Origin of the sequence: Falsibacillus albus, from assembly GCF_003668575.1 — a bacterium.
GTDB lineage: Bacteria > Bacillota > Bacilli > Bacillales > DSM-25281 > Falsibacillus > Falsibacillus albus.
Map to the genome: position 1 here is coordinate 11,899 of NZ_RCVZ01000013.1, position 25,851 is coordinate 37,749.

At 41.3% G+C, this 25,851-nt stretch carries 25 protein-coding genes and 1 pseudogene; 14 read left to right on the forward strand and 12 right to left on the reverse strand.

Going from position 1 to position 25,851, the window contains the following annotated elements; translation table 11 throughout:
• The first annotated feature begins 276 nt into the window (after nt 1-276).
• The 4 genes from D9X91_RS16520 (at nt 277) to D9X91_RS22580 (ending at nt 2,788) form a co-directional block, all read left to right on the forward strand.
• Nucleotides 277-738: a hypothetical protein gene (locus D9X91_RS16520; protein ID WP_121681759.1), complete on the forward strand. Its 462-nt coding sequence runs from the start codon at nt 277-279 to the stop codon at nt 736-738.
• A gap of 64 nt (nt 739-802) precedes the next feature.
• Nucleotides 803-1,510 carry a nucleotidyltransferase domain-containing protein gene (locus D9X91_RS16525; RefSeq protein ID WP_121681760.1) on the forward strand — a complete coding sequence of 236 codons (708 nt, stop codon included), beginning with the start codon at nt 803-805 and terminating at the stop codon, nt 1,508-1,510.
• A 132-nt stretch (nt 1,511-1,642) separates the two neighbouring features.
• Complete coding sequence (locus D9X91_RS16530; RefSeq protein WP_121681761.1) at nt 1,643-2,152, forward strand: GNAT family N-acetyltransferase; 510 nt, start codon at nt 1,643-1,645, stop codon at nt 2,150-2,152.
• Nucleotides 2,153-2,641: 489 nt separating this feature from the next.
• Nucleotides 2,642-2,788 (forward strand): hypothetical protein, encoded by a 147-nt coding sequence (locus tag D9X91_RS22580; protein ID WP_158598347.1) that lies wholly within the window; start codon nt 2,642-2,644, stop codon nt 2,786-2,788.
• A gap of 10 nt (nt 2,789-2,798) precedes the next feature.
• On the opposite strand, the gene D9X91_RS16540 is transcribed toward D9X91_RS22580, so the two are convergent.
• Together D9X91_RS16540 and D9X91_RS16545 are read right to left on the reverse strand one after the other, a co-directional pair.
• A complete protein-coding gene (locus tag D9X91_RS16540; protein WP_121681763.1) occupies nt 2,799-2,987 on the reverse strand; it encodes an SE1832 family protein in 189 nt (62 codons plus the stop codon).
• 25 nt (nt 2,988-3,012) lie between these two features.
• Complete coding sequence (locus D9X91_RS16545; protein WP_121681764.1) at nt 3,013-3,609, reverse strand: TetR/AcrR family transcriptional regulator; 597 nt, start codon at nt 3,607-3,609, stop codon at nt 3,013-3,015.
• A gap of 455 nt (nt 3,610-4,064) precedes the next feature.
• Between D9X91_RS16545 and D9X91_RS16550 the strand changes: the two genes are divergently transcribed.
• Nucleotides 4,065-5,528 carry a DHA2 family efflux MFS transporter permease subunit gene (locus D9X91_RS16550; RefSeq protein WP_407644204.1) on the forward strand — a complete coding sequence of 488 codons (1,464 nt, stop codon included), beginning with the start codon at nt 4,065-4,067 and terminating at the stop codon, nt 5,526-5,528.
• A gap of 70 nt (nt 5,529-5,598) precedes the next feature.
• On the opposite strand, the gene D9X91_RS16555 is transcribed toward D9X91_RS16550, so the two are convergent.
• Nucleotides 5,599-6,393, reverse strand: coding sequence for a hypothetical protein (locus D9X91_RS16555; RefSeq protein ID WP_121681766.1), 795 nt, complete (start codon nt 6,391-6,393; stop codon nt 5,599-5,601).
• Between the two features lie 165 nt (nt 6,394-6,558).
• Between D9X91_RS16555 and katG the strand changes: the two genes are divergently transcribed.
• Complete coding sequence (gene katG / locus D9X91_RS16560; protein ID WP_121681767.1) at nt 6,559-8,778, forward strand: catalase/peroxidase HPI; 2,220 nt, start codon at nt 6,559-6,561, stop codon at nt 8,776-8,778.
• A gap of 76 nt (nt 8,779-8,854) precedes the next feature.
• On the opposite strand, the gene D9X91_RS16565 is transcribed toward katG, so the two are convergent.
• A complete protein-coding gene (locus tag D9X91_RS16565; RefSeq protein ID WP_121681768.1) occupies nt 8,855-9,403 on the reverse strand; it encodes a TetR/AcrR family transcriptional regulator in 549 nt (182 codons plus the stop codon).
• 169 nt (nt 9,404-9,572) lie between these two features.
• Between D9X91_RS16565 and D9X91_RS16570 the strand changes: the two genes are divergently transcribed.
• Genes D9X91_RS16570 through D9X91_RS16580 form a run of 3 tightly spaced genes read left to right on the forward strand, consistent with a single transcriptional unit; the run spans nt 9,573 to nt 11,643 of the window.
• Nucleotides 9,573-10,328, forward strand: a complete 756-nt coding sequence (locus D9X91_RS16570; RefSeq protein WP_121681769.1) for a carboxymuconolactone decarboxylase family protein — start codon at nt 9,573-9,575, stop codon at nt 10,326-10,328.
• A 21-nt stretch (nt 10,329-10,349) separates the two neighbouring features.
• On the forward strand, nt 10,350-11,213 hold the full coding sequence (locus D9X91_RS16575) for an aldo/keto reductase (RefSeq protein ID WP_121681770.1): 864 nt from the start codon (nt 10,350-10,352) through the stop codon (nt 11,211-11,213).
• 16 nt (nt 11,214-11,229) lie between these two features.
• Nucleotides 11,230-11,643, forward strand: coding sequence for a cupin domain-containing protein (locus D9X91_RS16580; protein ID WP_121681771.1), 414 nt, complete (start codon nt 11,230-11,232; stop codon nt 11,641-11,643).
• 116 nt (nt 11,644-11,759) lie between these two features.
• On the opposite strand, the gene D9X91_RS16585 is transcribed toward D9X91_RS16580, so the two are convergent.
• Together D9X91_RS16585 and D9X91_RS16590 are read right to left on the reverse strand one after the other, a co-directional pair.
• Nucleotides 11,760-12,614: a VOC family protein gene (locus D9X91_RS16585; RefSeq protein ID WP_121681772.1), complete on the reverse strand. Its 855-nt coding sequence runs from the start codon at nt 12,612-12,614 to the stop codon at nt 11,760-11,762.
• 70 nt (nt 12,615-12,684) lie between these two features.
• Nucleotides 12,685-13,569: a hypothetical protein gene (locus tag D9X91_RS16590; RefSeq protein WP_121681773.1), complete on the reverse strand. Its 885-nt coding sequence runs from the start codon at nt 13,567-13,569 to the stop codon at nt 12,685-12,687.
• Between the two features lie 273 nt (nt 13,570-13,842).
• On the opposite strand from D9X91_RS16590, the gene D9X91_RS16595 reads away from it, so the two are divergent.
• The 5 genes from D9X91_RS16595 (at nt 13,843) to D9X91_RS16615 (ending at nt 17,718) form a co-directional block, all read left to right on the forward strand.
• A complete protein-coding gene (locus D9X91_RS16595; protein WP_121681774.1) occupies nt 13,843-14,301 on the forward strand; it encodes a hypothetical protein in 459 nt (152 codons plus the stop codon).
• Nucleotides 14,302-14,631: 330 nt separating this feature from the next.
• Nucleotides 14,632-15,222 (forward strand): class I SAM-dependent methyltransferase, encoded by a 591-nt coding sequence (locus D9X91_RS16600; RefSeq protein ID WP_121681775.1) that lies wholly within the window; start codon nt 14,632-14,634, stop codon nt 15,220-15,222.
• Nucleotide 15,223: 1 nt separating this feature from the next.
• Nucleotides 15,224-15,910: a response regulator transcription factor gene (locus D9X91_RS16605; protein WP_121681776.1), complete on the forward strand. Its 687-nt coding sequence runs from the start codon at nt 15,224-15,226 to the stop codon at nt 15,908-15,910.
• On the forward strand, nt 15,907-16,992 hold the full coding sequence (locus D9X91_RS16610) for a HAMP domain-containing sensor histidine kinase (protein ID WP_121681777.1): 1,086 nt from the start codon (nt 15,907-15,909) through the stop codon (nt 16,990-16,992). Before D9X91_RS16605 ends, D9X91_RS16610 begins: the two co-directional genes overlap by 4 nt.
• Nucleotides 16,993-17,079: 87 nt before the next feature.
• Nucleotides 17,080-17,718, forward strand: coding sequence for a TVP38/TMEM64 family protein (locus D9X91_RS16615; protein ID WP_121681778.1), 639 nt, complete (start codon nt 17,080-17,082; stop codon nt 17,716-17,718).
• Between the two features lie 53 nt (nt 17,719-17,771).
• Here the strand turns inward: D9X91_RS16615 and D9X91_RS16620 are convergent, their stop codons facing one another.
• The 6 genes and pseudogenes from D9X91_RS16620 to D9X91_RS16645 all read right to left on the reverse strand — a co-directional run bounded on the left by D9X91_RS16620 (nt 17,772) and on the right by D9X91_RS16645 (nt 25,661).
• The gene (locus tag D9X91_RS16620; protein ID WP_121681779.1) at nt 17,772-19,715 is read right to left on the reverse strand and encodes a S9 family peptidase; all 1,944 of its coding nucleotides are present in this window, start codon (nt 19,713-19,715) and stop codon (nt 17,772-17,774) included.
• Nucleotides 19,716-20,177: 462 nt separating this feature from the next.
• Nucleotides 20,178-20,372: pseudogene (locus D9X91_RS16625) on the reverse strand (GNAT family N-acetyltransferase); the annotation flags it as partial.
• A 122-nt stretch (nt 20,373-20,494) separates the two neighbouring features.
• Entirely contained in the window at nt 20,495-21,274 is a 780-nt protein-coding gene (locus D9X91_RS16630) for a class I SAM-dependent methyltransferase (protein ID WP_121681780.1), read from the reverse strand.
• A 312-nt stretch (nt 21,275-21,586) separates the two neighbouring features.
• Nucleotides 21,587-21,775 carry a hypothetical protein gene (locus D9X91_RS16635; protein ID WP_121681781.1) on the reverse strand — a complete coding sequence of 63 codons (189 nt, stop codon included), beginning with the start codon at nt 21,773-21,775 and terminating at the stop codon, nt 21,587-21,589.
• A 403-nt stretch (nt 21,776-22,178) separates the two neighbouring features.
• A complete protein-coding gene (gene ppsA, locus D9X91_RS16640) occupies nt 22,179-24,776 on the reverse strand; it encodes a phosphoenolpyruvate synthase (RefSeq protein WP_121681782.1) in 2,598 nt (865 codons plus the stop codon).
• Nucleotides 24,777-24,992: 216 nt separating this feature from the next.
• Nucleotides 24,993-25,661 carry a Type 1 glutamine amidotransferase-like domain-containing protein gene (locus tag D9X91_RS16645; RefSeq protein WP_121681783.1) on the reverse strand — a complete coding sequence of 223 codons (669 nt, stop codon included), beginning with the start codon at nt 25,659-25,661 and terminating at the stop codon, nt 24,993-24,995.
• Nucleotides 25,662-25,851 lie beyond the last annotated feature (190 nt).

A 25,851-nucleotide genomic window follows, 5' to 3' on the forward strand; every position in this document is an offset into this window, starting at 1 on the left:
TTCCTCCTTTCACTATTAATTTTAAATGAAATAGAAAAGTCCAGTCCGACATTTGTTGCCTAAAAAAGCAGGCAAGATGATTCCGCTTCATTAGAGATTGATCCTGTTTTATCTTCAGGATTAGTTTCGATTTGCTTACAACTAATTCCTTTTTTATTTAGCTAAATAAAAAAACAAAGGAGATTGGTATTCTTTCATAACCTGATTTCCAATTTATGCTACTATTAATTAAAAAGTGAGGGAGAACACTTGAAGTGGGGGACGGAGGAGTATTCGATGAGTGTTTATCATGAGGATATATTGCACATTTGGCAGCCAACTACAGCTCTTAAAGGAAGAAATCCTGCCCAAACAGCATTTAAAGAGATTGTCAGACACGATGATTATTTCAAGATTTCGATTGTGGATGCATACGATACTCAAGTTGATCTCATCTATGATCAACACCGACCAAGTGAAGTTCCTGATGTGGAATATTATGTGTGGGCCTACAGGTATGGAACAGAATATGGGAGATTTGATTTGAATGGGAAAAAAGTTGATGAAACGAATCGCATTTGTACAGAATCATCGTATTTTTTTAAGGTCAGTAATTCTGAATTCATCAAATGGTTTGATAAAAATCCATTGATTAATAGTTTCACCCATCCCACTCTCGAGCATCATTTGTATTTAACTGGTGATGAAGTCCTGGATGTATTGTCTATTTATGAGCCGAAAATTATCATTGCAAAATAGGTTCTTGTAAAGATTGTTGCTTTTAAATAAGACAAGGTTAAACGAGTGTAAGGGGGATTTAAAAATGAAAAAATCAGCAGTTGAAGCTGCAAAATGCTTTGTTATTGAAGAGTTTCCAAATAGTGATTTTGCTATATTGGCTGGGAGTGCTTCCAGAGGCGAAGAAACCCCTTCTTCCGATTTAGATATAATTATCTTTGATGCAAATTCGGAAGGTTATAGAAAAAGTTTTGTTTTATATGATTGGAGAATTGAAGCTTTTATCCATAACTATCAGTCATATTTGATAGAATTCGAACGAGAAAAACAAAAAGGAAGACCTATATTAGGTAATATGATTTCCGAAGGTAAAATTCTGAAAAACAATATCAAATATTCACAAGTCAAAGACAATGCTTTTCAACACGTCTCAAGTGGACCCGTTCCGTTAACTGAAGAATATATAAAAGCATCAAGGTACTTTATTGGAGATTTGTTAGATGATTTTAAAGATGCGAAAAGCAGAGAAGAAGCTCTGATAACGTTAAATAACCTTTCGTTGGAAATTCCAGATTTCATTTTAAGATTGAACAATCATTGGTCTGGAAGAGGAAAAGGATTAACTAGGGCTTTACGATCTTTTGATGAAGGCATTTACAATGAATTTTTCAATTCTCTAAACGAGTTCTATGTAGCTAACAATAAACAACCATTTGTGGATTTTGTAAATAGAGTGTACAAACCACTTGGTGGACTTTTGTTTGAAGGATTCTCCACTAAAAAGGAGCGTTAGTTATTTAAAGTATTCAACAATCGGAGGCTAATCTTCAAGAAGGAGAGTGCTCCTATTGCTTATTGAGCTAACGGGGCCGGTTGCTTGAAGAAGGAATCCAAATAATCGATGTACGAAAGGCTGGAATAAATCATGGCCAAAAAAGAAGCACCGAACATTCACACAGAACGATTGATTTTACGTCCGAGAGCGGAAAAAGACATTCCCAATATGCTTAAAATGTTTAACAATGATGAAGTAAGAGAATTTCTTGGAATTAATCCCCCTCGTGATGAACACTCAATGTTAGAAATGGTTAGGAACCGTACTGAAACAAAATGGACTGTCGCATTAAAAGAAACTGATGAATTCATCGGTGATGTAATGATTCCAGAAATAGCAGAAGGTTATCTTGGCGAAATTGGTTATCGCTTCATGAGGGAGCATTGGGGATGCGGTTTTGCGTATGAAGCGGTTTCCGCGGTCATTGAGCATTGTAAAAGCACATTAAACCTTAAACGCCTATCTGCTACTATAGATAATAAAAATATGAATTCAAAAAAGTTAATTGAAAAACTCGGATTTACTTTGGTAGCGGTGTTGCCTGAATCGAATTTACTCGGCAGAGTTACCGATGTAGCTTACTATTCTCGTATAGTATAAGCATCCTTACGCTCTCCTGAGAAAAATGAACAAACAGATGAGTATTTAAATGGGGGATATTTTTGGTCAAGCGATATGATTTTAGTGAAGAGGATTAGGCGGGAAGATATTGAAAGAGTATTTAGTAGTCGTTGTGAATAATAGGCTTATTCCACTAACTGGGGCTTATATTGAATAAGGAATACAGCCGTTTCGTAATGGAATGGCTGTATTTTTATATCTCACGCAAAAATTTTCACCGTGATAGGATTTGAATTTTGAAAGCCACGCGTAGCATTTGGTTTTTCTGTTTTTTCCGCCATTCTCTTACTTTGCTGAAGAAAGTTGAACCAAAAGAGGTACTCTTCCCATCAAAGAAAAGTACCCAATTATTCACCTTTTGAAAATAAGGAACACTATAAGGAAGAAAATGAGTCCCAGAAATAATAGATAGCCCATCCCCATGCTGTATACGAAATATATTTTCACGTGGAGGAGGATCCGGATAATGTGAAAAATCAAGATGCAAATGAGCACCAAAATGACGATATTCACATGCTTGTCACGCCTTCGATACATAGAATCAGCCCCAATCGAGAGCTAAGTACAAAATGGAACTTGTACCATCAGTCTTTCTATATACCTATTTTGCTTTAGAGCTCAATATTCATGAATCCTGGTCAATCGCTGCAAGCTGCTTATGCAAGCGGGAAAGCTCCTGTTCCAATTCTTCTAAATTTCTTTGTTGGATTTCTGTGTTTCTGCCTACGGATTCCAACTTCTCCACATCTCCCTGGATACGGATATAATCTGCTTTCACTTCGTTCATTTTGTATTCCAATTCTTCTTTTGTCATGTTAAGTCAATCCTTTCAAAATGGTTTATCGTTTTTCAAATCCCCTTGTATGGATCAGATAAAATTGTCTGGCGAGGAAGGACGGAGAATAGGGCATATCATTGCGGAGCCACGCTTCAATCGTTCCAACGATCGCAGCGGCATCATACCAGATGAAAATTTCCTGTTGGATGCCGGCTTTTTGCACGAAAGAGTCATCTCCCCTGCTCTCGATTCGCGTCACGAGCCAGTCAGTCAAAAAGGTTAATAGACGCTCTTTAAAGATGGGGATCCTCCTGGTCGCGAGCACCGTTTTATAAAACTTCCCATTCAGCGCGACGTGTTCAAGGAACTTCTCAAGCATCTTCATATTCTCTTCATCATTTGGTTTCAGCTTCGCTTCCGGCTCGCCCAAAACGCTTGAAATATCAAGGATCATATCATCGGCCATCTTATCCAGCATATCTGAGATGTCTTTATAATGAAGGTAAAATGTCACCCGATTGATCGTCGCCGTTTCGGTCAAACGGTTGACGGATAACTTCTCCAGATCCATTTCCTGCAGCAGCTCGACAAAAGCATCCTTCAGCAGCTGGCGTGTGCGGATGATCCGAGGATCTGTCTGCTTTTTTTTGTTCGTCATCTGCTTCTTTCCCTTCTAAACACTAATCCACGATTTTGGTATTTTTGTTGAGTTTTCTTTAATTAATCAACAAAAAATCCTTTGATGTAAACTAATAGACAAATCTTCCATTACTGTTTGTTGAATACAACTAATATTGATTTTATAATTTAATTTATGATTTGTTTATTATACTACAGATTGTAAATTTAATGGCTCTATTCGTAAAGTTTGTGGTTATTCATCAAAGGTCCAGCAATGTTGATTTTCGCTGCAGGTTGCTCGCTTTCCGAGGGGCGGGCGGTGAGCCTCTTCGCTTCGCTGCGGGGTCTCACCTGTCCCGCTAATCCCTCCGGAGTCTCGCACCTTCCGCTCCAATCAACACCAATTGATGAATAATTCATAAGAAATTCTTATCAAACAACGATACTTGCGAAAACAGCCAAATTAATTGTTTGGGAAGGATGTTGGCAGTATTGAGTGCAAGCGCAGCGACAGATACGAGTATGCTAAAAAATGGACCCATCATGACCATTATGATTCTGGGTGCCTTCTTTACCATTTTTAATCAAACGACGATGACCGTTGCTCTTCCAACGTTGATGGAGGCTTTTCATATTGATGCTTCCACCGGGCAATGGCTGACAACGGGGTATATGCTGGTCAATGGTGTGCTCATTCCAGTGACAGGCTTTTTGATGCAGCGATTCTCGACACGGCAGCTATTCCTAAGTTCCATGTTCATCTTCCTTGCCGGTACGGTTGTTTCCGCGCTGGCACCAAATTTCTCTGTATTGCTCACAGGCCGTTTGATCCAGGCAGCGTCCACAGGGATTACGATGCCCCTGCTCATGAACGTGGTGTTGAAACTCTTCCCTCCTGAACGAAGAGGGACGGCGATGGGCACAGTCGGCCTTGCAATCATTTTTGCGCCTGCCATCGGACCGACGCTGACCGGATATGTTCTCGATGTGTTCCCGTGGCAAACGTTATTCTATGGAATGATACCTTTTATTGTGATCATCATTATTTGCGGATTTGTTTTTCTCAAGAATGTTTCAGAAACGACTGAAAGCAAGTTGGACACGATCAGTTTGATTCTTTCTACGATCGGATTTGGTTCCCTTCTTTATGGGTTCAGTGAAGCCGGAAATGAGGGCTGGGGAAATCTAGAGGTCATCGCGACCCTTTCTGTGGGCGTCGTCGCCGTTGCGGTGTTTACGTGGAGGCAGCTCGTTTCCGACCGTCCGTTCCTTGATCTGAGAGCCTTTAAATACAACATGTTCTCGTTGACGACGGTCATCAATTGCGTGATTACGATGGTCATGTATGCAGACATGATCCTGCTTCCGTTGTATCTTCAAAAAGCCCGTGGATTCACAGCGCTGGAGGCCGGGTTCCTGATGCTGCCCGGAGCTTTATTGATGGGTCTATTAAGCCCTGCTGTCGGAAAACTGTTCGACCGTTTCGGTGCGAAATGGCTGTCGATCATCGGGATTATCATCATCATGGCAACCACGTATACTTTTACCGATTTGTCTGATTCAACGAGCTATATCCATCTCATTTTGATGTACGCTGGCCGCCGAGTCGGGATGGCATTATTTCTGATGCCGCTTCAAACGGCGGGGCTGAACCAACTGCCGACCAGCCTTCATGGGCATGGGACCGCCATTTCGAACACGGCGAGGCAAGTGGCGGGTGCCATTGGGACATCACTCCTTGTCACGATCATGACGAATCGAATCAAGGATCACTTCCAGGATATGATCATGGGCGGGGCAACCGGCACGAAAGCCCACATGCTCATGGAAGCGTCGATCCAAGGAATCAGTGATACTTATTTTGCCATCATGATCATCGGTGGCATCAGCTTGGTCCTCTCCTTTTTCATAAAGCGGGCTGAGCAAGCACCTGAGGAGACTGTTGCTGCTTCTTGATTTTTCACTGAGGGCAAATCAAAAAGGAAGGAATCCTATGTCATTGGATTTCTTCCTTTTTCTTATGTAATCAAACAGCTAGGATAAAAGCCGATATCTGATTCCCTTCAGCTTGGTTTTTCTCCGCGACGGGCATCAGATCCGCTTTCTGATTCCCTTCAGCTTGGTTTTTCTCCGCGACGGGCATCAGATCCGCTTTCTGATTCCCCTCAGCTCGGTTTTTCTTCGGGTCGGGCATCAGATTCGCTTTCTGATTCCCTTCAGCTTGGTTTCTCTCCGCGACGGGCATCAGATCTGCTTTCTGATTCCCCTCAGCTCGGTTTTTCTCCGCGACGGGCATCAGATCCGCTTTCTGATTCCCTTCAGCTCGGTTTTTCTCCGCGACGGGCATCAGATCCGCTTTCTGATTCCCCTCAGCTCGGTTTTTCTTCGGGTCGGGCATCAGATTCGCTTTCTGATTCCCTTCAGCTTGGTTTCTCTCCGCGACGGGCATCAGATCTGCTTTCTGATTCCCCTCAGCTCGGTTTTTCTCCGCGACGGGCATCAGATCCGCTTTCTGATTCCCTTCAGCTCGGTTTTTCTCCGCGACGGGCATCAGATCCGCTTTCTGATTCCCTTCAGCTTGGTTTCTCTCCGCGACGGGCATCAGATCCGCTTTCTGATTCCCTTCACCTTGGTTTTTCTCCGCGACGGGCATCAGATCTGCTTTCTGATTCCCCTCAGCTCGGTTTTTCTCCGCGACGGGCATCAGATCTGCTTTCTGATTCCCCTCAGCTCGGTTTTTCTTCGGGTCGGGCATCAGATTCGCTTTCTCGTACCCTTCAGCTTGCTTCTTCACAGAGACGGGAACTTGATCCTCATTCAAATTTCTTTTGTTATCCTATGATTTGATTAGCTCTCTTGCTTAAAAATCCCTCCCATCAACACTTCTCACTTTGAATCAGCAGTCCCGTCCACTATAATATAAGTAAGAATTATCACAATACTCTAACTTCTATTTCGTGTTTCAAAACAGGGAGGAGAATGATAAATGGAAAACAATAATAGGCCTGATCAAGAAGAGCATACGGCTGCTGGACAGTGTCCGGTCACGCATCACAAGGACAGTGCGATTACGACGACGACGGCTCCCCGTGGTACGACCAATAAGGACTGGTGGCCGAATCAATTGAATTTGGGTGTTCTTCGCCAGCATGATAAGAAATCCAATCCGATGGGCGATGACTTCAACTATCGCGAAGAGTTTTCGAAGTTGGATTACGATGCGCTGAAGAAGGATCTTCATGAGCTGATGACAGCCAGCCAGGATTGGTGGCCGGCGGATTATGGCCATTACGGTCCATTCTTTATCCGGATGTCTTGGCATGCTGCAGGTACATACCGTACGGCTGACGGACGTGGAGGCGGCGCATACGGATCGCAGCGTTTTGCCCCGCTGAACAGCTGGCCGGACAATGTCAACTTGGATAAAGCCCGCCGCCTATTGTGGCCGATCAAGCAGAAGTATGGAAACAAGATTTCCTGGGCTGATTTACTCGTGCTGACAGGAAACGTCGCGCTTGAATCGATGGGCTTGAATACGTTTGGCTTTGCCGGGGGCCGTGAAGATATTTGGCATCCGGAAGAAGATGTGTATTGGGGTACGGAAAAAGAATGGCTTGCAGACAACCGCTACTCCGGCGACCGTGAGCTGGAAGATCCGCTTGCTGCCGTGCAGATGGGGCTGATCTATGTCAATCCGGAGGGTCCGAACGGCAAGCCTGATCCAGTGGCGAGTGCACGTGATATCCGCGACACATTCGCGCGGATGGCGATGAATGATGAGGAGACGGTTGCCCTTGTTGCCGGCGGTCATACATTTGGAAAAGGGCACGGTGCCGGCGATCCATCCCTGGTCGGTGCCGATCCAGAAGCGGCCGACCTTGAAACGCAAGGACTGGGCTGGCTTAGCACCTATGGAAGCGGAAAAGGACGCGATACGATTTCGAGCGGGGTCGATGGCGCTTGGACATCGAATCCGACGAAATGGGATAACGGCTACTTCGATCTGCTGTTCGGGTACGAGTGGGAGCTGACGAAGAGTGCAGCCGGCGCTTACCAATGGACAGCGGTCGATATGGCGGAAGAGCATATGGCCCCGGATGCGGAAGATCCATCGGTCCGTGTGAAGACGATGATGACGACAGCGGATATGGCGCTCCGCATGGATCCGGAATACGAAAAGATTTCCCGCCGCTATTACGAGAACCCGGACGAGTTTGCCGATGCCTTCGCACGCGCCTGGTTCAAGCTGCTTCACCGCGACATGGGACCGAAGGCACGATACCTGGGGCCAGAGGTTCCACAGGAAGAATTGATCTGGCAGGATCCCGTACCGGCAGTAGACTATGATCTGTCTGATGCGGAAGTGGCGAGCCTGAAAGAGAAAATCCTCGACTCCGGATTGACCGTGAGCGAACTGGTGAAAACCGCTTGGGCTTCCGCGAGCACATACCGCTGTTCGGATATGCGCGGAGGTGCGAACGGCGCCAGGATCCGACTTGCTCCTCAAAAGGAATGGGAAGCGAACGAACCGGATCAGTTGGAGAAAGTCCTTGGGGTTTACCAAGAGCTCCAAAGCCAGCTTGATAAGAAGGTCAGCCTAGCCGACCTGATCGTCCTCGGCGGAAGCGCTGCTATCGAAAAAGCGGCGAAGGATGCTGGATTCGACGCAGCGGTTCCATTCACACCAGGCCGCGGCGATGCCTCGGCTGAACAGACGGACGCAGAAAGCTTCGATGTATTAGAGCCGGTTTCCGATGGGTTCCGCAACTATCAGAAGAAGCAATACTCCACAAGCCCAGAGGAAATGCTCGTCGACAAAGCGCAGCTGCTCGGCTTGACGGCCCCTGAAATGACCGTCCTTCTCGGCGGCATGCGCGTCCTCGGCGCCAACCATAACGGCACGAAGCACGGGGTGTTCACCGACCATGTCGGCACACTGACTAACGACTTCTTCGTGAATCTACTAGACATGGGCGTCGAGTGGAAACCAGCCGGCTTCAACCAATACGAAGGCCGCGACCGCAAGACAGGTGAAGTCGTACGCACCGCTACACGCTTCGACCTCGTGTTCGGTTCAAACTCAGAACTTCGCGCCCTCGCGGAAGTTTATGCACAGGACGACAATAAGGAAAAATTCGTCCGCGACTTTATCGCAGCCTGGGTGAAAGTGATGGATGCCGATCGTTTTGATGTGAAATATAGTTAACTAGAAAAAAACGCCTTTTCCCATTGGGAGAAGGCGTTTTTTGTATTGCAAGTTTTTAATGATGCTCGTCATTAATTTAATCCAGATTCCTATCTAATAATGCCCCTGTTTGTTCTGCCATAACACGAGCCGGCAAAGGCATTCCATTCTTGAACCACCATTCCACTGACCCAACGATGGCTGAAGCAAAAAATTGAAGGATGATATCTTCATTGAAACCCTTGTTTTTTCCTTTGGTTGTATCCACTTCAGGCTTATACTCCTGGATGACTAATTCAAGAAACCGATGGCGAAAAAAACGGGCCCCTTTACTTGCCAACATTGTTGAAAAGAATAAATAATTTTGCTCAAAATATTCGAACCAGACATAATTTCCTTCTTGAAAGGTCATATCAGATGCAGATTGGCAAAGTTCCCGAAGGTTGATGATATGTTCTTCAATCATCTTATCCAATAGATCATATTTATCAACGTAATGAAGATAAATGGTTCCTCGATTCACATCTGCTCGATCTGCAATATCCTGAATGGTTATGTCATCATAGTTTTTTTCTGACATTAGTTCAGTAACAGCCTTTTTTATGGATTTTTGGCTTTTGGTAATTCTTCTATCCACTTTAGACATCTTATATCACCCATTTTTCCTAAAGATAATAAACAAATTTTATTTATTTGTTGAGTAATGAACGAATCGAGCTACATTAACCATTGAATGCAGCTTGTTACCTTTTATAATTATAAACAAGTGTTGATTAATCAATCAATATTCATTTTTTAAAACAGGAGGTGGAAGTATGAACCGTGTTGAAAAGAGCAGAGAAAAGTATAAACAGCTATTCGGTAATGAAGTGACTGCCGTAAACCATACCGATCCTGATTTTCAGGACATTCTAAATCATTTTATTTTTGGGGAAGTTTCCTATCAAGGGAATCTGGATGACAAGAAGCATGAGTTAATTACCCTGGTGGTTCTTACGGTTAATCAGATGCTGCCTCAGCTACATGCACATGTCAGTGCGGCATTGAATGTCGGTTTAACACCTGTAGAAATCAAAGAGGCTGTTTACCAGTGTGCTCCGTACATTGGATTTCCGATGACGTTAAATGCAATCCATGAAGTCAATGACGTTTTTATATCCAAGGAAATTTCGCTGCCATTAGAAAGCCAAAAGCAGGTTGACGAAGCAAATCGCTTTGACAAGGGATTGGCCGTTCAGATGGAGATTTTCGGTGAAGTAATTACAAAAATGCATGAGAGTGCCCCATCGAATCAAAAGCATATACAGGAATACCTTTCCGCATTTTGTTTCGGAGACTTCTATACTCGCGGGGGACTGGATTTAAATACACGCGAATTGCTGACACTCTGCATCATCACAGCTTTGGGCGGTGCTGAAGGTCAAGTTAAGGCACATGTTCAAGGGAACAAGAATGTCGGCAACAACAAGCTCACTTTAATAAGCGCCATCACCCACTGCCTCCCTTATATAGGTTTTCCACGAACACTGAACGCATTAGCTTGCGTGAATGAAGTTATTCCTGAAAATTAACATCGCAAAGGAGAGTAAAATATGTTTAATGAAACTTACAAATTATCAAATGGTGTAGAGATTCCTAAATTGGGGCTCGGAACCTGGCTGCTTGACGACGCACAAACCGCACAGGCAATTCGAGATGCGATATCTATCGGATATCGTCATATTGATACTGCTCAGGCTTATATGAATGAGTCTGGTGTAGGGGAAGGAATCCGTTCCTGCGGTGTCGCAAGAGAAGAACTCTTCATCACGACCAAGGTGGCTGCAGAAGCAAAGACCTATGATGCCGTTACAAAGTCCATTGATGAGTCATTAGCAAAGATGGGGCTGGATTACATTGATCTCCTGATTATCCACAGCCCACAGCCTTGGACGGAATTCCGTGAGGAGAACCGTTACTTCGAGGAAAACAAAGAAGCATGGAAAGCGATGGAGGATGCTTATAAGACAGGCAAGGTAAAAGCAATCGGTCTTTCTAACTTCCTTCAGGATGATGTAGAGAATATTCTTGAAAGCTGTGAAATCATGCCGATGGCGAATCAGATATTGGCACACGTGAGCAATACTCCTCTGGATCTAATTGAATTCTGCCAGAAGCATGACATCCTGGTAGAAGCGTATTCACCCATTGCACACGGTGCAGTGTTGGATCATGAAGAGGTTAAGGTAATAGCTGATAAGTATGGGGTATCTGTAGCTCAGCTTTGCCTACGTTATGATATCCAGCTTGGTCTCGTCGCCATTCCTAAGACGGCTAATCCGGATCACATGAGAAACAATGCCGAGCTGGATTTTGTCATCAGCGATGCAGATATGGAAGCTTTGAAGAATGTAGAGCCCATCCAAGATTATGGTGAGCATCGTTTCTTCCCAGTATTTGGCGGCAAATTAAAATGAAATGGAGGGATTTTAAATGGCAAAACACGAAGAAGTAAAAAACGGCGTGATTTTCCCAGCAGGCGAAAAAAACGAAGCATTTGCACAATATTTTGTGGGACAAAGTTATCTGAATCCATTAGTTTTTGATTCAAAAGTGAGTGTCGGTGTTGGGAATGTTACCTTCGAACCAGGATGCCGAAATAACTGGCACATTCATCGTGATGGATATCAAATTTTATTAGTAACTGGCGGCGAAGGTTGGTACCAAGAAGAAGGAAAACCCGCTCAATTCTTAAAAGCTGGTGATGTTGTAGTCACTCATGATGGTGTAAAACATTGGCATGGAGCTGCAAAAGACAGCTGGTTTGAACACATTGCAATCACTGCAGGCAAGCCGGAATGGTTAGAACCTGTTTCAGACGAAGCATATGAAAAAGCAACTAAATGAAGTGTTATAAACTGAACGCATCGAGTCAATGAATTCGATGCGTTCGTCGTATTTAGGAAGATCAACAAAGATCGGATAACTGTTCCCATTATTGAGATAGGCGTCTATATATTGGTTTATTTTTGGGCTGCTAGCCGTATACGATTTCCTGAAGGATCGGTAGTAACGATAGAACCACTTTCTTCTTTAACGGCTGCCCCAATTCCCCTCAACTGTGCAATAATTTTAGATTTCTTTTCCTCACTTGAAAGCATTAGGGTAAATGATTCTAGTCCAGCACTATTAGCATGCGGTGTTGGTGCACCGACTCCATTCCAAGTATTTAAACCAATATGGTGATGGTATTTGCCATCGGAAATAAAAAGTGCCTGTGTACCGAATCGATTTACGACTTCAAATCCAAGTCCCCTAATATAAAACTCTTCTGTTTTTTCCAATTCAGATACATGCAAATGAATATGCCCCATGACTGTTTCAGACGGTAGGCCATTCCATGACTGCTGTGTCACAAGAGCCAGGAGGTCTATGAAATTCAATGGATCAACGGTCATTTCTACTTCACCATTGCTCCAACTCCATTCGGCCGGTTCCCGGTCTACATAGATTTCAATTCCATTTCCGTCGGGGTCAGATAAATAAAGTGCTTCACTAACCAGATGATCAGAAGAACCGAATTGTACTCCATTTGCCCTAAAATGCTGCACAATCCTTGCTAAGTCCGTTCGCTGAGGCAATAGTAATGCAAAATGATATAGCCCTGTCGTTCTTCCTTGTTTCGGAACGACATGATCTGGTTGTTCTAATGATAACAAAGCCGTTTTTCCATCAGCACTAAGTGTAGCAGAACTTGATGATTGTTCCAGCACCTTAAAACCTATGACTTCTTTGTAAAAAACGATGGAACGTTCTAAATTTTGTACCTTTAGGTTTACTTGACTTACAAATGTTATAGGTGAACGGTGAAAATTCACTTTAGCTACCTCCAGCTGATTTATAGATTTGAACACTTTTATTAAAATAACTAAAAAAGATGAAAAAACTTTATGTGTGTTTTCCCTGCTGCTCTAGCAGAAATGTTAAGGCAAGTTCTTCGATACGCTTATAATCATTCCCCGTTATTGCCCAAACCCCTTTGTCGCTTTTAACATATAAGGTGAGCGCATGATCAACCACCCAAATAACAGGCTCCCCGTTTAATTTTGAACCTTTTAATTCTACTTTTTCTTTGTTAACCAAAATGTGGGCAATGGTCGGTGCGTAAGGAATCAATAACCAGCCTAAGTCCAAAGTAGTTCCGTCATTCTTATTAATCCAATTCCAATTTTGACAATTCCTAAAGATTGGGCGATCATCTGGTGTGCAGCCAATAATCTCTCCTTCAAATGTGGGAGAGTGGACGATATCTTTACTTAGGCTCACCACGTTCATTTTCAATTCAGGAATTTTAAAAGAGGAAATAACCCTTCCCTCGGGCATTCCACGAATTGTTTCATTGTTATACATGAGGCTGTCTGAAATAGAAGGCACATCCCACTCCTTCCTTTCTTCGTCCGTTGTAGAAAGGTCAAAACGGGCAAGACGGATCATTCCGCCTAAATGAATATACTGGGTACCAAACCTCGTAGGTTTCCCTTGTCTTAGCAGCCATCTATCAAGAGCAACTGCACTTAACCATTTTGCCTGACGGAACCCTAATTCACTCGCTTGATAAGCAAGTTGATGAGCTGTCCACCAATCATCCAACGTTTCTCCGTGTTGGAATATGACGGCGGCGTGAGTATAATCAATTCCTTCTGCTGCTCCACCTTCATTTAAAATTTCCATTACTCTTTTTCTTCGCATTCTATCTTTCTCTACACGGTTTGGCGGCAGCTCTTTCATATCACGCTGATCTTCATCGCATAACCTTTTTAATTCTTCATTCATTTAATCACCACGTATTTTCTCCATAGTCGAAGAACTTAATATTCTAAATATTCAACTATATTTTACCATACGTGAAACACCGGGACGGTTCTGCTGTTTCATTATTTGATAAAAAAATGCCTCTTTGCGTAAATTTGTTGCTGTTCAACAAAGGTTGTAACCGATTGACTGCACATTAGAAAAGGGAGATTAAAAAATTCCACAATATGGCTGAAAAACTAGGGTGTAATATAGTATAATTAGTGTAAAATTACACTAAAAGGAAGTGGGATAATGATTTATTTGCTGAGCGACTTAGGGGCTACTCTTGGTATCATTGTGTTGCTGGTTTTACTGATTTGCGTTTTATTTTTACGAATACGTCTCGCTAAAAAGATCACAATTTCAATTCTGGCGCTTTTCCTTATCATTTTCATTCCCATCATCGGGCATTCCAATTGGAATAAAGAAACAAGATTATCTTATGAATTAAACCATCTCAATCAAAATGATGTTTATGCACCTTCAACTGACCCTAACGCAGTAAAAGAAATAATTAATATGAAGCATCCGCTGCGGATCAAATCTGTTGCAAGTGCCAGGGTTCCCTTTGATGGAGGGACAATATCTTCGAATGAACTAGTTGATATCAACGGAAAAAGATTTAAAATCGAACTGGCTTGTTATGTTTATCCTTTGAATTTCACACCATATGAAACGTGGGAGATAAACAATATCACAGAGAGCAAGTAATGAAACCAAGAAATCTCCCTACTAGAAAACACACCCTTCCCTGATTGGGTAGAGCGTGGGACATAGGGATAGTTTCACCCCCATTTTTTTCACACCCTCGCTCACTGAACCTGCCCCTTCGCCATAAGAATGTACCCTTCATGACATTTTTCGCCGCCAAACACCATATATCTTACTGAGAAGTATTCAAATTGGAATAACAAAAGGAGAGCAGGGACATTGGCTCTCCTTTTTCTTTCTTCTTAAGAATTCTTAAGAAATTCCACTACTGTTCCTTTAGGTTTTAAGTCTATTCTTTCCGTAGTACCCAATTCGAAGGAGTGGATAGATTTGAAACCAAACCTGTTTTTTCTTCAATATCTCATTAGTCCCAGAAAAATCGGAGCAGTTTTGCCAAGTTCAGATTTCCTTGCAGATAGAATGATTGAAGCAGTTGAATTCCAATCAGCCCAATATATTGTTGAATATGGAGTGGGAACTGGAGTATTTACAGATAAAATCCTAAAATACAGAAACCCCCATACGGTCGTAATGTTGTTTGAAAACAATAAAGTGTTTTATCAAACATTAAAAGAAAAATACAAATCGGAAAATAACTTGATTATGATAAACGATTCGGCAGAAAACATAGATAAGTATGTGAAAAAGTATGGAATTCCTTATATTGACTATGTAATCTCTGGACTGCCTTTTGCAAGTTTGCCCCAGAATGTCTCGAATGATATCTTAAATAAAACCATCAAGTTGCTTACCAACGGAGGTAAGTTCATTACGTTTCAATATACCCTGTTGAAAAAATCACTTTTTGACCAATACTTTGAACAAATTGACATTAAGCGTGAATACCGAAACTTCCCTCCTGCCATCGTGTTAAGCTGCCAAAATAAACGTATTCCAAGACAGTGGAAAAGGTGTGAATAGATTGAGTACAAAAGTTTTAATTGTGGATGATGATACGGACATCAGAAATCTTATCTCTGTTTATTTAGAAAATGAAGGAATGGAGACAACAAAGGCTGTAGATGCTCTTGAGGCATTAAAACTACTGGAACGGGAGGATTTCGACCTCATTATTTTAGATATTATGATGCCGAAAATGGATGGAATCGAAGCCTGTATGAAGATTCGGGAAGAACGCCATATGCCCATCATCATGCTCTCTGCGAAATCAGAAGATATGAATAAGATCCATGGACTTGCTTCTGGAGCCGATGATTATATGACAAAGCCATTCAATCCTTTGGAACTGATTGCAAGGATCAAGTCTCAGCTCAGGCGATATAAAAAATATAATACGGAGGCTGAAATCAATAATGGCTTGATTGAAATTGGCGATCTCAAAGTAAATACAGATACCCGTCAGGTATGGGTAAGGAATAAGGAAGTAAGACTGACACCGAAGGAATTTGATATTCTTGAACTTCTTGCCCGCAATAAAGGGATCGTGTTAAGTGTCAGCAAAATATACGAATCCGTTTGGAAGGAAGACTTTTTCAAATCGGATAATACCGTCATGGTGCATATCACCAAAATCCGGGAGAAGATTGAAGAAGAATCCAAACGTCCCATTTATATCAAAACGGTCTGGGGAGTCGGCTATAAAATATGAAATTCAAACGAATGAAGAATTCACTACTTGTAAAGCTTCTGGCAGCTGTTGCGGTTAGTTTTTTAGTTGCGATTGTTGTGATGACCGTCATCTCCCAGATTATTTTGCATCTCTACAACGTCAAGTTTCTGACGACGGAAGATATCGGTGTAACCACTTATAATGTCCTGGTGTTTTTGATCTTTTCTTTCGTGATCCTTTCTTTTATTCTCACGTTTCTGGCCATTACCCGAAACAAACTGATCTATATCAAACACATCACTGAAAGTATCAATGAAATGGCCAATGGAAAATTGGGATTGACGATTGATATGAAGGGGAATGATGAATTAAGCAGATTGGCTGAAAATATCAATAGCATGTCAAAAGAGCTGGCCAATAAATTCGAATATGAAAGACAACTGGAACTAGCCAAAAATGAGCTGATCACTAACGTATCCCATGATTTGCGTTCGCCCTTAACTTCCATCATTGGCTATTTAGACTTGCTCCGGAAGGGTGAATATTCAAACCCAAATCAGTTAAATGAATATCTTCATACGTCTTACTCCAAATCCAAACGGCTTGAAACCTTAATCAATGAATTATTTGAATATACTCGTTTATCAAGCCCTGATGTCAAGTTAGACATTACTGAAGTAAACTTGATGGATGTATTAGAACAATTGATTGGTGAATACATTCCAATGTTTGAAAAGCAAAAGCTGACGATCATTAAGACAACACCTGATGAGGAAATTCCTGTTGCGATGGATATTGAAAAAATGATCCGTGTTTATGAAAACCTTCTGATGAATGCGATAAAATACAGCGTAAAACCGTCTGAAATCCATATCAATGTCGAAACACTTGGTTCCATGGCGGTTATGAAGATAGCGAACCGTGTTGATACCCCTCCTGTGCATGATATGAATAAATTATTTGAACGTTTTTATATAGGTGATAAAGCAAGAAGGAATAATCAAGGTACGGGTCTGGGACTTGCCATTTCAAGGAGGATTGTTGAATTACACGGCGGAGATATTCGAGCAAGGTATAAAGATGGATGGATCACCTTTATCGTTGAACACCCCTTATTATAATGGCTTAAGATTTCTTAAGGATTTAAACGACTGTTTCTTAATCTTCTTTGCTTATGATGTATGTATTATAAGCAAAGGATGATCGAATTGAAAAAGAAACTTGTCATTATGGCCTTATGGCTTTTATCCGTTTTTATATTAAAGCAAACCCATCTTCTGACACTTAATTTAGAAGCATTAAAGGAATTCATCAATGGCAACACAAAGTACACTATGTTATTTTTTGTTGCTTTATGGATCGTCAGGCTTCTCGCTTTCATACCGGGTACAACGCTAATGATTTTAGGTGGGGTTTGTTTTGATCCCCTGTTAGGTTTTTCTCTATCTATGGCGGGAATGATTCTTAGCGAGACATTGATATATGTGGCTTCAAAAACACTTTCTAGTAAAAAGATAAACCAATTTCTTGAACATAAACATCCAACACTTCACGTACTTTTGGATAAGTATAATTATAAATTTCTAGCATTAGGCATCATCTGCCCAATTGCACCGACCGATGCCATTTGTTTTTTGTCGGCATCTGCCCGGATTAAGTATCCCACCTACATCTTAACGATAATGATCTCGAACATCCCGGTCGTTATGTTATATAGCTTTCTTGGAATGACCACTGGTGAATCTTTTTTTCATGTCACTTTGATTATTCTTTCCGTTGTCATAATTGGAGCGATTACGATAACAATCTGGAATAAATTAAGACAGGAACCGTGCATGGGTAATTAATCAGCAAATAAAAGGACTAATCTGTTATTGAACGATTAGTCCTTTCTCAAAACCTAAAAATCCTGCATACTTTCTCCAAGAATATAGTGTGAAAACCACATCAAATTCTGCTTCATGATCGCCACATTCATTCGTGGCTGGTCAGAGCTATAGGCCATTCCTTTAAAGATAATTAATTCTGTATCAACTCCCATTTCCCTTAAACCTTGATATAGCTCGTATGCATTTGTAGCTGGAACTCTTGCATCCTTTTCCCCATGTTGGATCAAGGTGGGTGTACAGGCTGATTTAATATAGGTCATGGGTGACGTTTTACGATAGATCTCTGGATCATTCCATGGATTATTTCCTAAATACATCCTTATAAAGTGAGGCATATCTGTATGGACATAATGGCTGCTCCAATTAGTGATTCCACCGCCGACTGAAGCAGCCTTAAATCGATTACTATATAAAGAACAGAAGGCTGATATAAATCCTCCTTGGCTCCACCCCATGACCCCCACTCGATCCTTATCTGCAATCCCCTTGTCAACTAGTGTATTTACTCCGGATATAACATCATAGTAGTCTCCGATTCCCAGTTTTCTATAGTTTGCTTTATAGAATTCATTCCCATATCCTGTACTTCCTCTGTAGTTCGGCTCTAAAACGATAAAGCCCTTTTCAATGAACTGCTCAACAGGATATTTTTCATTGAAACAGCCTGAATGGATGGGGAAAGATGCCCACCCTGGACCACCATGAATGAGGACCAGTAAAGGATATTTTTTTTTGGAATCGAAGTCTACCGGGGTTGATAAAACCCCTTCTATTTCAAGACCATCATTACTTTGCCATGAGATTACTTCCCTGTTGCTTAAAAGCTTTCCTTTGAAAAAGCTATTTTCATCCGTTATCTTGTTATCGTCTAGATAGATTTCAAAGGTTTCATTTGATGCGGCATGACTATAGGATAGATGCTTTCCATCCTTTGTTATCGATGCATCGATGATAAAGCCATCTACTTTTTCACTTAACTTTTCCACCTTGCCGTTCTCAGATAACAACCCAATATGATAATTCGTTTTATTCTGCCATCTCATTAAAATTCCTTTATCTGTCCACCGTAATGGAGTAACCGTACTATCAACATCGGTTAAAGGTTGAATGAACACTCTATGATTCATATCGTATATTTCTAGTGTACTGTCTTGTATTTGGGTTTTATAGTAATCCTTCTCCCCTATGCTCGCTGTGTAACATATCTTACTGCCTTCGGGGGAAATGCAAACACTCCCGCCCAACAACTTATCTGTATTCACCTTTTGCAGCTCACCAGCTTCAATATCTAATATGAATAAATCTCCATTTATGAAATCTTCCATATTTGGGCTTGGTGCAGCCATAAATACAGCTTTTTTCCCATTAGCTGAAAGATCAAATTCATGGATATGAAAATCCTGATCGTCAGTTAGTGGATACGCCACGCTTTTTTCATTTTCAGTGTTCTTAGATCTTTGTATGTAATATAAACAATGATTCTGGTATTCCTTGCCTATATAATGGAAATCTCCATAAATCTCCTTGCGTTTCTTGATTTCCTCAGATTCTTTTGACTGGGCAACATAATAAAAGCCCTTGCCAGCAGGCTCCCACTTAAATTTAATGACTCCTTCTTTCTCATCCGTAATTTGAACTCTGCTAGAACCATCTATTGACTCAACGAAGATCTGATTTTTCTTCTGGTCCCCGTCACCAACTGAACGAAGGTAGGCAATATGTCTGGAGTCAGGAGCCCATAATGGGGAGGTCCCCTCTATATCGTTGGTTGTTAATGTGTAGCATTCCCCGTTAATTTTTTCATATATCCATATGTGATTCCTATATTTATTGGCTTTCCAGTCAGCTGTATTTTTAACAAATGCTACGTTTTTTCCATTTTCACTTATGTTTATGCCTGAAAAGGTGGGTACTGAAATAAGTTCTTCTATACTTAGGTATGTTTTTTCATTCATTATTAAATCTCCTAACCTCACTAATTCTTCATCGCTCTAGCTTTGACTTCTTATTAAAATCATACCAGAAAATAACAAATGACTGTTCTTTTTCCAAAAATAAGAAAAAGATGAAATCAATGAATATCGGATGATGGAAAATTTCTGCTGCTCTGTGGAAGACGAGAATGTGAAGGAGCGATTATAAGCCGCCATTCAAGGGAGAGGTGCCTTTCGGAGGTTCAAAGATCAGGTCTTTGAATTAGGGATGACAGACGATTGGTATCCGTCCAGAGATGAATGCTTCAAACAAGTTGCCATGGATTGGCGCGAATTTAACAGGGTGGAATATGAATAGATGAAATCAGGGACAGGTTCACTGTCCCTGCAGAACGGACGACAACAAGTAAAAATTCATCCCAGACTTTAGCTGCTTAGATAAAATTGATGAATGTCGATCGTATTGATGTGAAGTTAAGGTGAAAATGTGATACCCGTTATGGTCACTATAATGCCACCAACAATATCTTTGTTATATATTATTTTGTAATAAGCTAATTCTTCAATTATATATTTAGTCATTTCAACTGAGGAATAACCTGGAGGTTGAATATTGTAATCTGTAATTTCTTGATTTAAAAGCCATCTTCTTGCTTCTTCATCAAATGTTTTTTTCATTATTTCTGTTAGCTTCTCGGCATCTGAAATGACTGCTTTTTGAATAGTTATCACCTTTTAATTCTCCCTTTTTTCCACTACCCTGCCCGTTAGTGCAAAAAGAAAAGGTTGCCTAGCAACCACTATTGACGTTTTTGGCAAACATAAATCATTTCTGAACTTTCATCAGTTAATTTTTTTTTATCCCAAGTTCCATATTTATTTATAACTTTGAAACCATTTTTCAGTAAAATCCTATCCATTTCTTTCGGAAAAACGTAACGTAATGAAATGCTATCTGATTCTTCCTGTATTATTTCTTTATTTGAATTATAAATTTTTCTGACCGAAGTTGAATGGAGTATTTGCTCCAAAGGCTCATATTTCTCGATATAATACTCAGAAACCTGCCTATTTAAACCATCATAATAATTCTTCTCTAGAGTCTCAGTAGATATAAGGTCAGAAAAGATAGGAAACCTTGTCCCAAATATGAAAATACCACCTGTGGTTAATTGGTTATATATAGATTGTAATAAGTTGTCCTGCGATTCATTCGTTAAAAAATGTTGAAATGAATTTCCAGTCATATACATAAAAGGACTTGTAAACCCAAGATTAAAATCTGAACAATCCTGATGCAACCAAGTAATATCTAAACGCTTCTGTTCAGATTTTTGCTTAGCCCGTTCAAGCATACCCTTATTTAAGTCAACCCCAACAATTTTGACTCCTTGTTGAGCAATTGGTATAGTAATCCTTCCCGTCCCACAAGCAAGATCTACAACAGTTCCACCTGATTTTCTCGCCCATTCAAGCAGCAGGGAAAGGTCCTTTAAATAATTCTCATATTGCAAATCATACATCGCTGGGTCCTTGTACTTCTCCATATTATCCTCAAATATTTTTCTATTTACGTTCATTCAGTCTCACACACCTTATAAAATACAATGTTTACCAATCTATTTTCTATAAAGTGTTGAAAAAATCCTTCTTCAACTAACCTGCCCCGTTAGCTCAATAAGCAATAGTCACCTTCTTGGAGATTGGCTCCCCTTTAAAAATCATATATCTCTATAAGTTCCCCATGAAATTGAAATAAAAGGCTTGGTTATAATGATTAAATCCCTTACCAAACTATCCTCAAATATAATACATAAAGACTCAATACCATTCTTTTTTTCAATTTTTAATCCTTTTACATCTTCTAATTGTAAAGAAGCAAATGTTTGTTTTTAATTATGCAATCTTAATTTTACATCACTGACAGAAGGCATAATTTCAGCTTCAAGAACACTCTCATTTCTTTTTAATACAAACCTTAATTGATTGTAATACCAGGGCATATCTTCATCTAATCCACTTGGTTCTGACTCAAATATATCAATAAGTTCATGTTTACTTGGGAATAAGTCTATGTCCATTGAAATCACCGTTTTTTCCTTTCTTCAACATTACTGCCCGTTACTTTAAGTACAAATTTCGCAAAGTTAATTATATTTTAACTTAAATATCCAATTTAGAGCTCATTAGGTTATTTCTATTTCCCCTTTTTTTGTTACGCAGTATGAGTCTACTAACAAATTACAAAATCTAGCCATGATGAACTTGTTTAAACTAATAAAATTAGCATACTATCTTTAACAATATAAGTGAAATCAGGGACAGGTTCACTGCCCCTCGCGCTCCCGCTGAAGTATTTGGGGATTCAAATTGTTGAGGCAAACCTTTACACAGCCAATACGGTCTAGTTCCATACACGTAAAATTACAATAATACAAATACACCGCTCCGAGAACCACTGGAGTGGTGCTGCATATTCAGCCGTTACAATATTTTGATATACCCTTCTGTTCCATTGACAAGAATTCGTTGCCCGTCTTTTATTCGTTTTGTGGCATTTTCCACGCCGACAATTGCTGGTAATCCATATTCTCGTGCGATAACTGCACCATGAGTCATTAGTCCGCCAACTTCAGTTACCAGGCCTTTTATGGATACAAACAATGGTGTCCAGCTGGGGTCAGTAAAGGTCGTGATCAATATATCCCCATCTTCTAACTCTGCTTGTTCCAAGTTTAATATAACACGAGCGCGTCCCTCTATGATTCCTGATGAAACAGGAAGACCTGCAATTGCATCGGCTGGGAGGTCTTCTCGTTTGTACTTCCCTTCAATGACTTCCCCATCAGATGTGATCACACGCGGGGGAGTCAATTTTTCATATATTTTGTACTCGTCTTTTCTTTTGTTGATCATCTGGTAATCTATTTTATTTGTGCATACGGCTTCACGGAATTCTTCAAATGTGAGATAGTATATATCTTCTTTTTTATAAATAACACCTATTTGCAAGAGTCGTTCGGCTTCTTTCAGTAGTGCCTGCTTATAAACAAAGTAACGACTAACAATGCCGTATTTGGGATATTCGCGATAACCGATGAAATTTCGGATGAGATCAATCATCCGTTTTGTTTCTTTGGCCTTTTGTTCACCATCCGGCAATTGTTTCAATCGACCTAGTAGCTCCTTTTCCTTTTCCAAGGCAACTCGCTTCCCTTGCTCAAATATGCGTTTGCCGGCGTTAGGTTCAAAGTTTTTGACATTACCAAGAATCATCGGGACAAGTGTCATTGGTTTTTCACTAAATCGCGTTCTGGTCATATCAATTTCTCCGGCGCATCGCACTCCGTATTTGTTGAGAAAAGCAATGATTGCGTCTCTTGCTTCCCGCCCACCATCGAATTTGACCATTTCATCCAAGAAGTCATCATCTTCTACCCGCTGCAAATAATCAATTACCTTTGGATAAGGACGAATCACATCTGCGACGTCCAATAGAGCAAGCCCCATTTCTGACGTGATATTGTTTGGTACAGATTGGGAAAGCGTGTCCGCTGCGTTCTTTTCGCCTAACCACTCGTTCATTTTTTCATTGATCCATGTTGAAGCATTCATGGCAGTCATGAATACAGCTGTACTTTGTGGATCAAATAAAATCCTCTTTAATTCCTGAATATCTTCCAGGATAAACTCAAATAAATCTGATCCTGATTTGGTTTTAATGTTTTGTTTTAACTCTTCAATGGATAGTTGGCTGCGCTTTATGAAATCAGAAACGATGGATGGATCTTTTTCAAATGGTTCCTCTCCACCTGCATTGCCTCTTACCGGATTCGATGCTTTATGATCATTAGGCAACAATTTTATAAAATCCCGCTCAATGATGGTCATGAGTGCGTCTTTTAGGAGCGGATCGTGTTGTCCCATGTTAGTTAATAACATGTGTCTACTAGCTGATGAAGAAAGATGCCGTGTGACATCAACAAACAGCCTTCCACCCGCTTTACGCATCGGTGCATTAGTCGTTAACAGGAAAAAAGACAGTCCTAATGGCTTGATTGCGTCTGTCATCATTTGCTGATGGCCGACAGAGATATAGACATGGTTTTCTTGATCATTCGCTTCAGGGATGGGGAAAAGCGTTGTGATCGGACGACTCTGAACCATATAAAATTCATCATCAACCAAACACCATTCGATATCTTGCGGGGAGCCAAAATAACTTTCAATCTGCCTTCCGATGCGTGCAAGTTGTAAGATTTGCTGGTCAGTCAGTGTTTGTGACCTTTGCCGCTCAGGATCAATCGACTGCGTCTTTGTTCCGCCGCCTTCAATTGGAGTAACAGCCAATTTTTTGAAAGCAATCTTTTTATCAATGATTTCATCATCCCGAACTTTATAATGATCGGCCGATACCAAACCAGAGACCAGCGCTTCTCCAAGTCCAAAACTGGCATCAATGGATAATACCCTGCGGTTGGAGGTAAGCGGATCAGCTGTAAATAAAACCCCTGAAGCCTGTGGGAAAACCATCCTTTGAACGATCACGGATAAATAAACTTGTCTGTGGTCAAACCCATTTTGCATACGGTAGCTGACAGCACGATCCGTAAAAAGAGATGCCCAGCATTTCTTGATATGATGCAAGATGGCTTCTTTTCCGATGATATTTAAATAGGTGTCTTGCTGACCGGCAAAAGAGGCATGCGGCAGATCTTCCGCTGTCGCACTGGAACGCACTGCATACGCATGTTTCTCACCAAACTGGATGAGATGGTCAGCAACTTCATGCACAACATCAGTTGGAATTTCCACTTCCAGGATGATTTGACGAATATCCCTGCTAATCTCACGAATCTGATCTCGCTCTTCTACCTTTACCGTTTTTAGTTGATTCAACAAAGATTGAAATGTTTCATTGTGTTCAATGGCTTTGCGGTACCCCTTTGTTGTCACACAAAATCCTTCTGGTACTTGTATCCCTCGAATTTTTGATAATTCCCCCAGATTTACCCCTTTTCCTCCAACGAGCATACGTTGTGTTTTTCCGATTTCCTGTAGACCAAGAACCAATGAACTCATTCGCATCTCTCCTCACCACTAATGTTCTAATGATTTTAGCAGTAGCACCTGAGAATGAATAGTCTATTTTATCCATTTTTTGTGTGGTATAATGAATATAGAAGGGGTACTCTTTTCAAAAAGAGTACCCCTTACTTTGATGGAAGCTAATCCCCAGCTCAATTTTATCCTCTTTTCATTTCATCACAGCGGCTCCAGCCTAGCGAAAGAATAAAATCATGGCGAGAACCGTTTCCAATGTCCTTCGGAAACCACTTCGGCTGTTCCGTCAATTACTTTGATAGCAGTCTGATCATCAATCGCATACGCTGGCCCCTTCATCCCCGCGGCCCATTTCTCTGCAGCAGCCATGGTGTTCCCTGGCAGCATCTCGTGGTCCACATGGGGAAATATTGAAAAATCAACCAGGCTCAGCGCTTCATCGCTGCCAGTGGGTGGAGTCCAGCCGACGAAGTCTTCCCCGATATTAGGTGCCATTGCCATGCTCCCAGCACTCATTCCCACATAGACTGCCTTCAGCGACGGCAAGAGGTCTGCCATCCCGGATTGCTTCATCCAGTGGGACAGGTAGAGGGCGTCGCCGCCTGACACAAGAAGGACATCCGTCTCCTGGACCAGTGGCACCCAGCGTTCTTTATCGATGCTTGGCAGCGCTGTGAGTTCCAGCACGCCAACGGACTTCCAGCCCAGATCGACCATGGGATTCTCGGAATTCCCGCTGATAAACTCCCAGGTTTTGACGCCAGGACCGACCCAGGGGTGTCCATACATCGCGGTGGGAATGCACAGGGCGTTGGAGTCTGCGATCGGCTTGTCCAGCATGTCAACCAGCGCGTCGTGTATGCTTTTGTTATTGACGCCTGCAGATGTGAGCAGAAATTTCATCACTTCACTCCTTGTCTTTGTGTTGAATTGTCAATGCAAAACTTCATCTTTAGTTTAATAGAAAAACTTCACAATACAACAAATGTTCATACTGAAATCATACCAGAAGATAACGAATTGTCGCTATTATTTTCCGAATAATCTGAATTTAATTGGGAAGTGTCCGTCAAATATGAAAAGACGATCACTT

Bases quoted from the DNA above. Each gene is read 5' to 3' on its own strand.
- D9X91_RS16565 (WP_121681768.1), bottom strand. From the start codon at position 9,403: ATGTCTAAAGTGGATAGAAGAATTACCAAAAGCCAAAAATCCATAAAA.
- D9X91_RS16580 (WP_121681771.1), top strand. From the start codon at position 11,230: ATGGCAAAACACGAAGAAGTAAAAAACGGCGTGATTTTCCCAGCAGGC.
- D9X91_RS16590 (WP_121681773.1), bottom strand. From the start codon at position 13,569: ATGAATGAAGAATTAAAAAGGTTATGCGATGAAGATCAGCGTGATATG.
- D9X91_RS16635 (WP_121681781.1), bottom strand. From the start codon at position 21,775: ATGGACATAGACTTATTCCCAAGTAAACATGAACTTATTGATATATTT.
- D9X91_RS16645 (WP_121681783.1), bottom strand. From the start codon at position 25,661: ATGAAATTTCTGCTCACATCTGCAGGCGTCAATAACAAAAGCATACAC.
- D9X91_RS16520 (WP_121681759.1), top strand. From the start codon at position 277: ATGAGTGTTTATCATGAGGATATATTGCACATTTGGCAGCCAACTACA.
- D9X91_RS16630 (WP_121681780.1), bottom strand. From the start codon at position 21,274: ATGAACGTAAATAGAAAAATATTTGAGGATAATATGGAGAAGTACAAG.
- D9X91_RS16610 (WP_121681777.1), top strand. From the start codon at position 15,907: ATGAAATTCAAACGAATGAAGAATTCACTACTTGTAAAGCTTCTGGCA.
- D9X91_RS16525 (WP_121681760.1), top strand. From the start codon at position 803: ATGAAAAAATCAGCAGTTGAAGCTGCAAAATGCTTTGTTATTGAAGAG.
- D9X91_RS16530 (WP_121681761.1), top strand. From the start codon at position 1,643: ATGGCCAAAAAAGAAGCACCGAACATTCACACAGAACGATTGATTTTA.
- D9X91_RS16540 (WP_121681763.1), bottom strand. From the start codon at position 2,987: ATGACAAAAGAAGAATTGGAATACAAAATGAACGAAGTGAAAGCAGAT.
- katG (WP_121681767.1), top strand. From the start codon at position 6,559: ATGGAAAACAATAATAGGCCTGATCAAGAAGAGCATACGGCTGCTGGA.
- D9X91_RS16620 (WP_121681779.1), bottom strand. From the start codon at position 19,715: ATGAATGAAAAAACATACCTAAGTATAGAAGAACTTATTTCAGTACCC.
- D9X91_RS16575 (WP_121681770.1), top strand. From the start codon at position 10,350: ATGTTTAATGAAACTTACAAATTATCAAATGGTGTAGAGATTCCTAAA.
- D9X91_RS16595 (WP_121681774.1), top strand. From the start codon at position 13,843: ATGATTTATTTGCTGAGCGACTTAGGGGCTACTCTTGGTATCATTGTG.
- ppsA (WP_121681782.1), bottom strand. From the start codon at position 24,776: ATGAGTTCATTGGTTCTTGGTCTACAGGAAATCGGAAAAACACAACGT.
- D9X91_RS16570 (WP_121681769.1), top strand. From the start codon at position 9,573: ATGAACCGTGTTGAAAAGAGCAGAGAAAAGTATAAACAGCTATTCGGT.
- D9X91_RS16545 (WP_121681764.1), bottom strand. From the start codon at position 3,609: ATGACGAACAAAAAAAAGCAGACAGATCCTCGGATCATCCGCACACGC.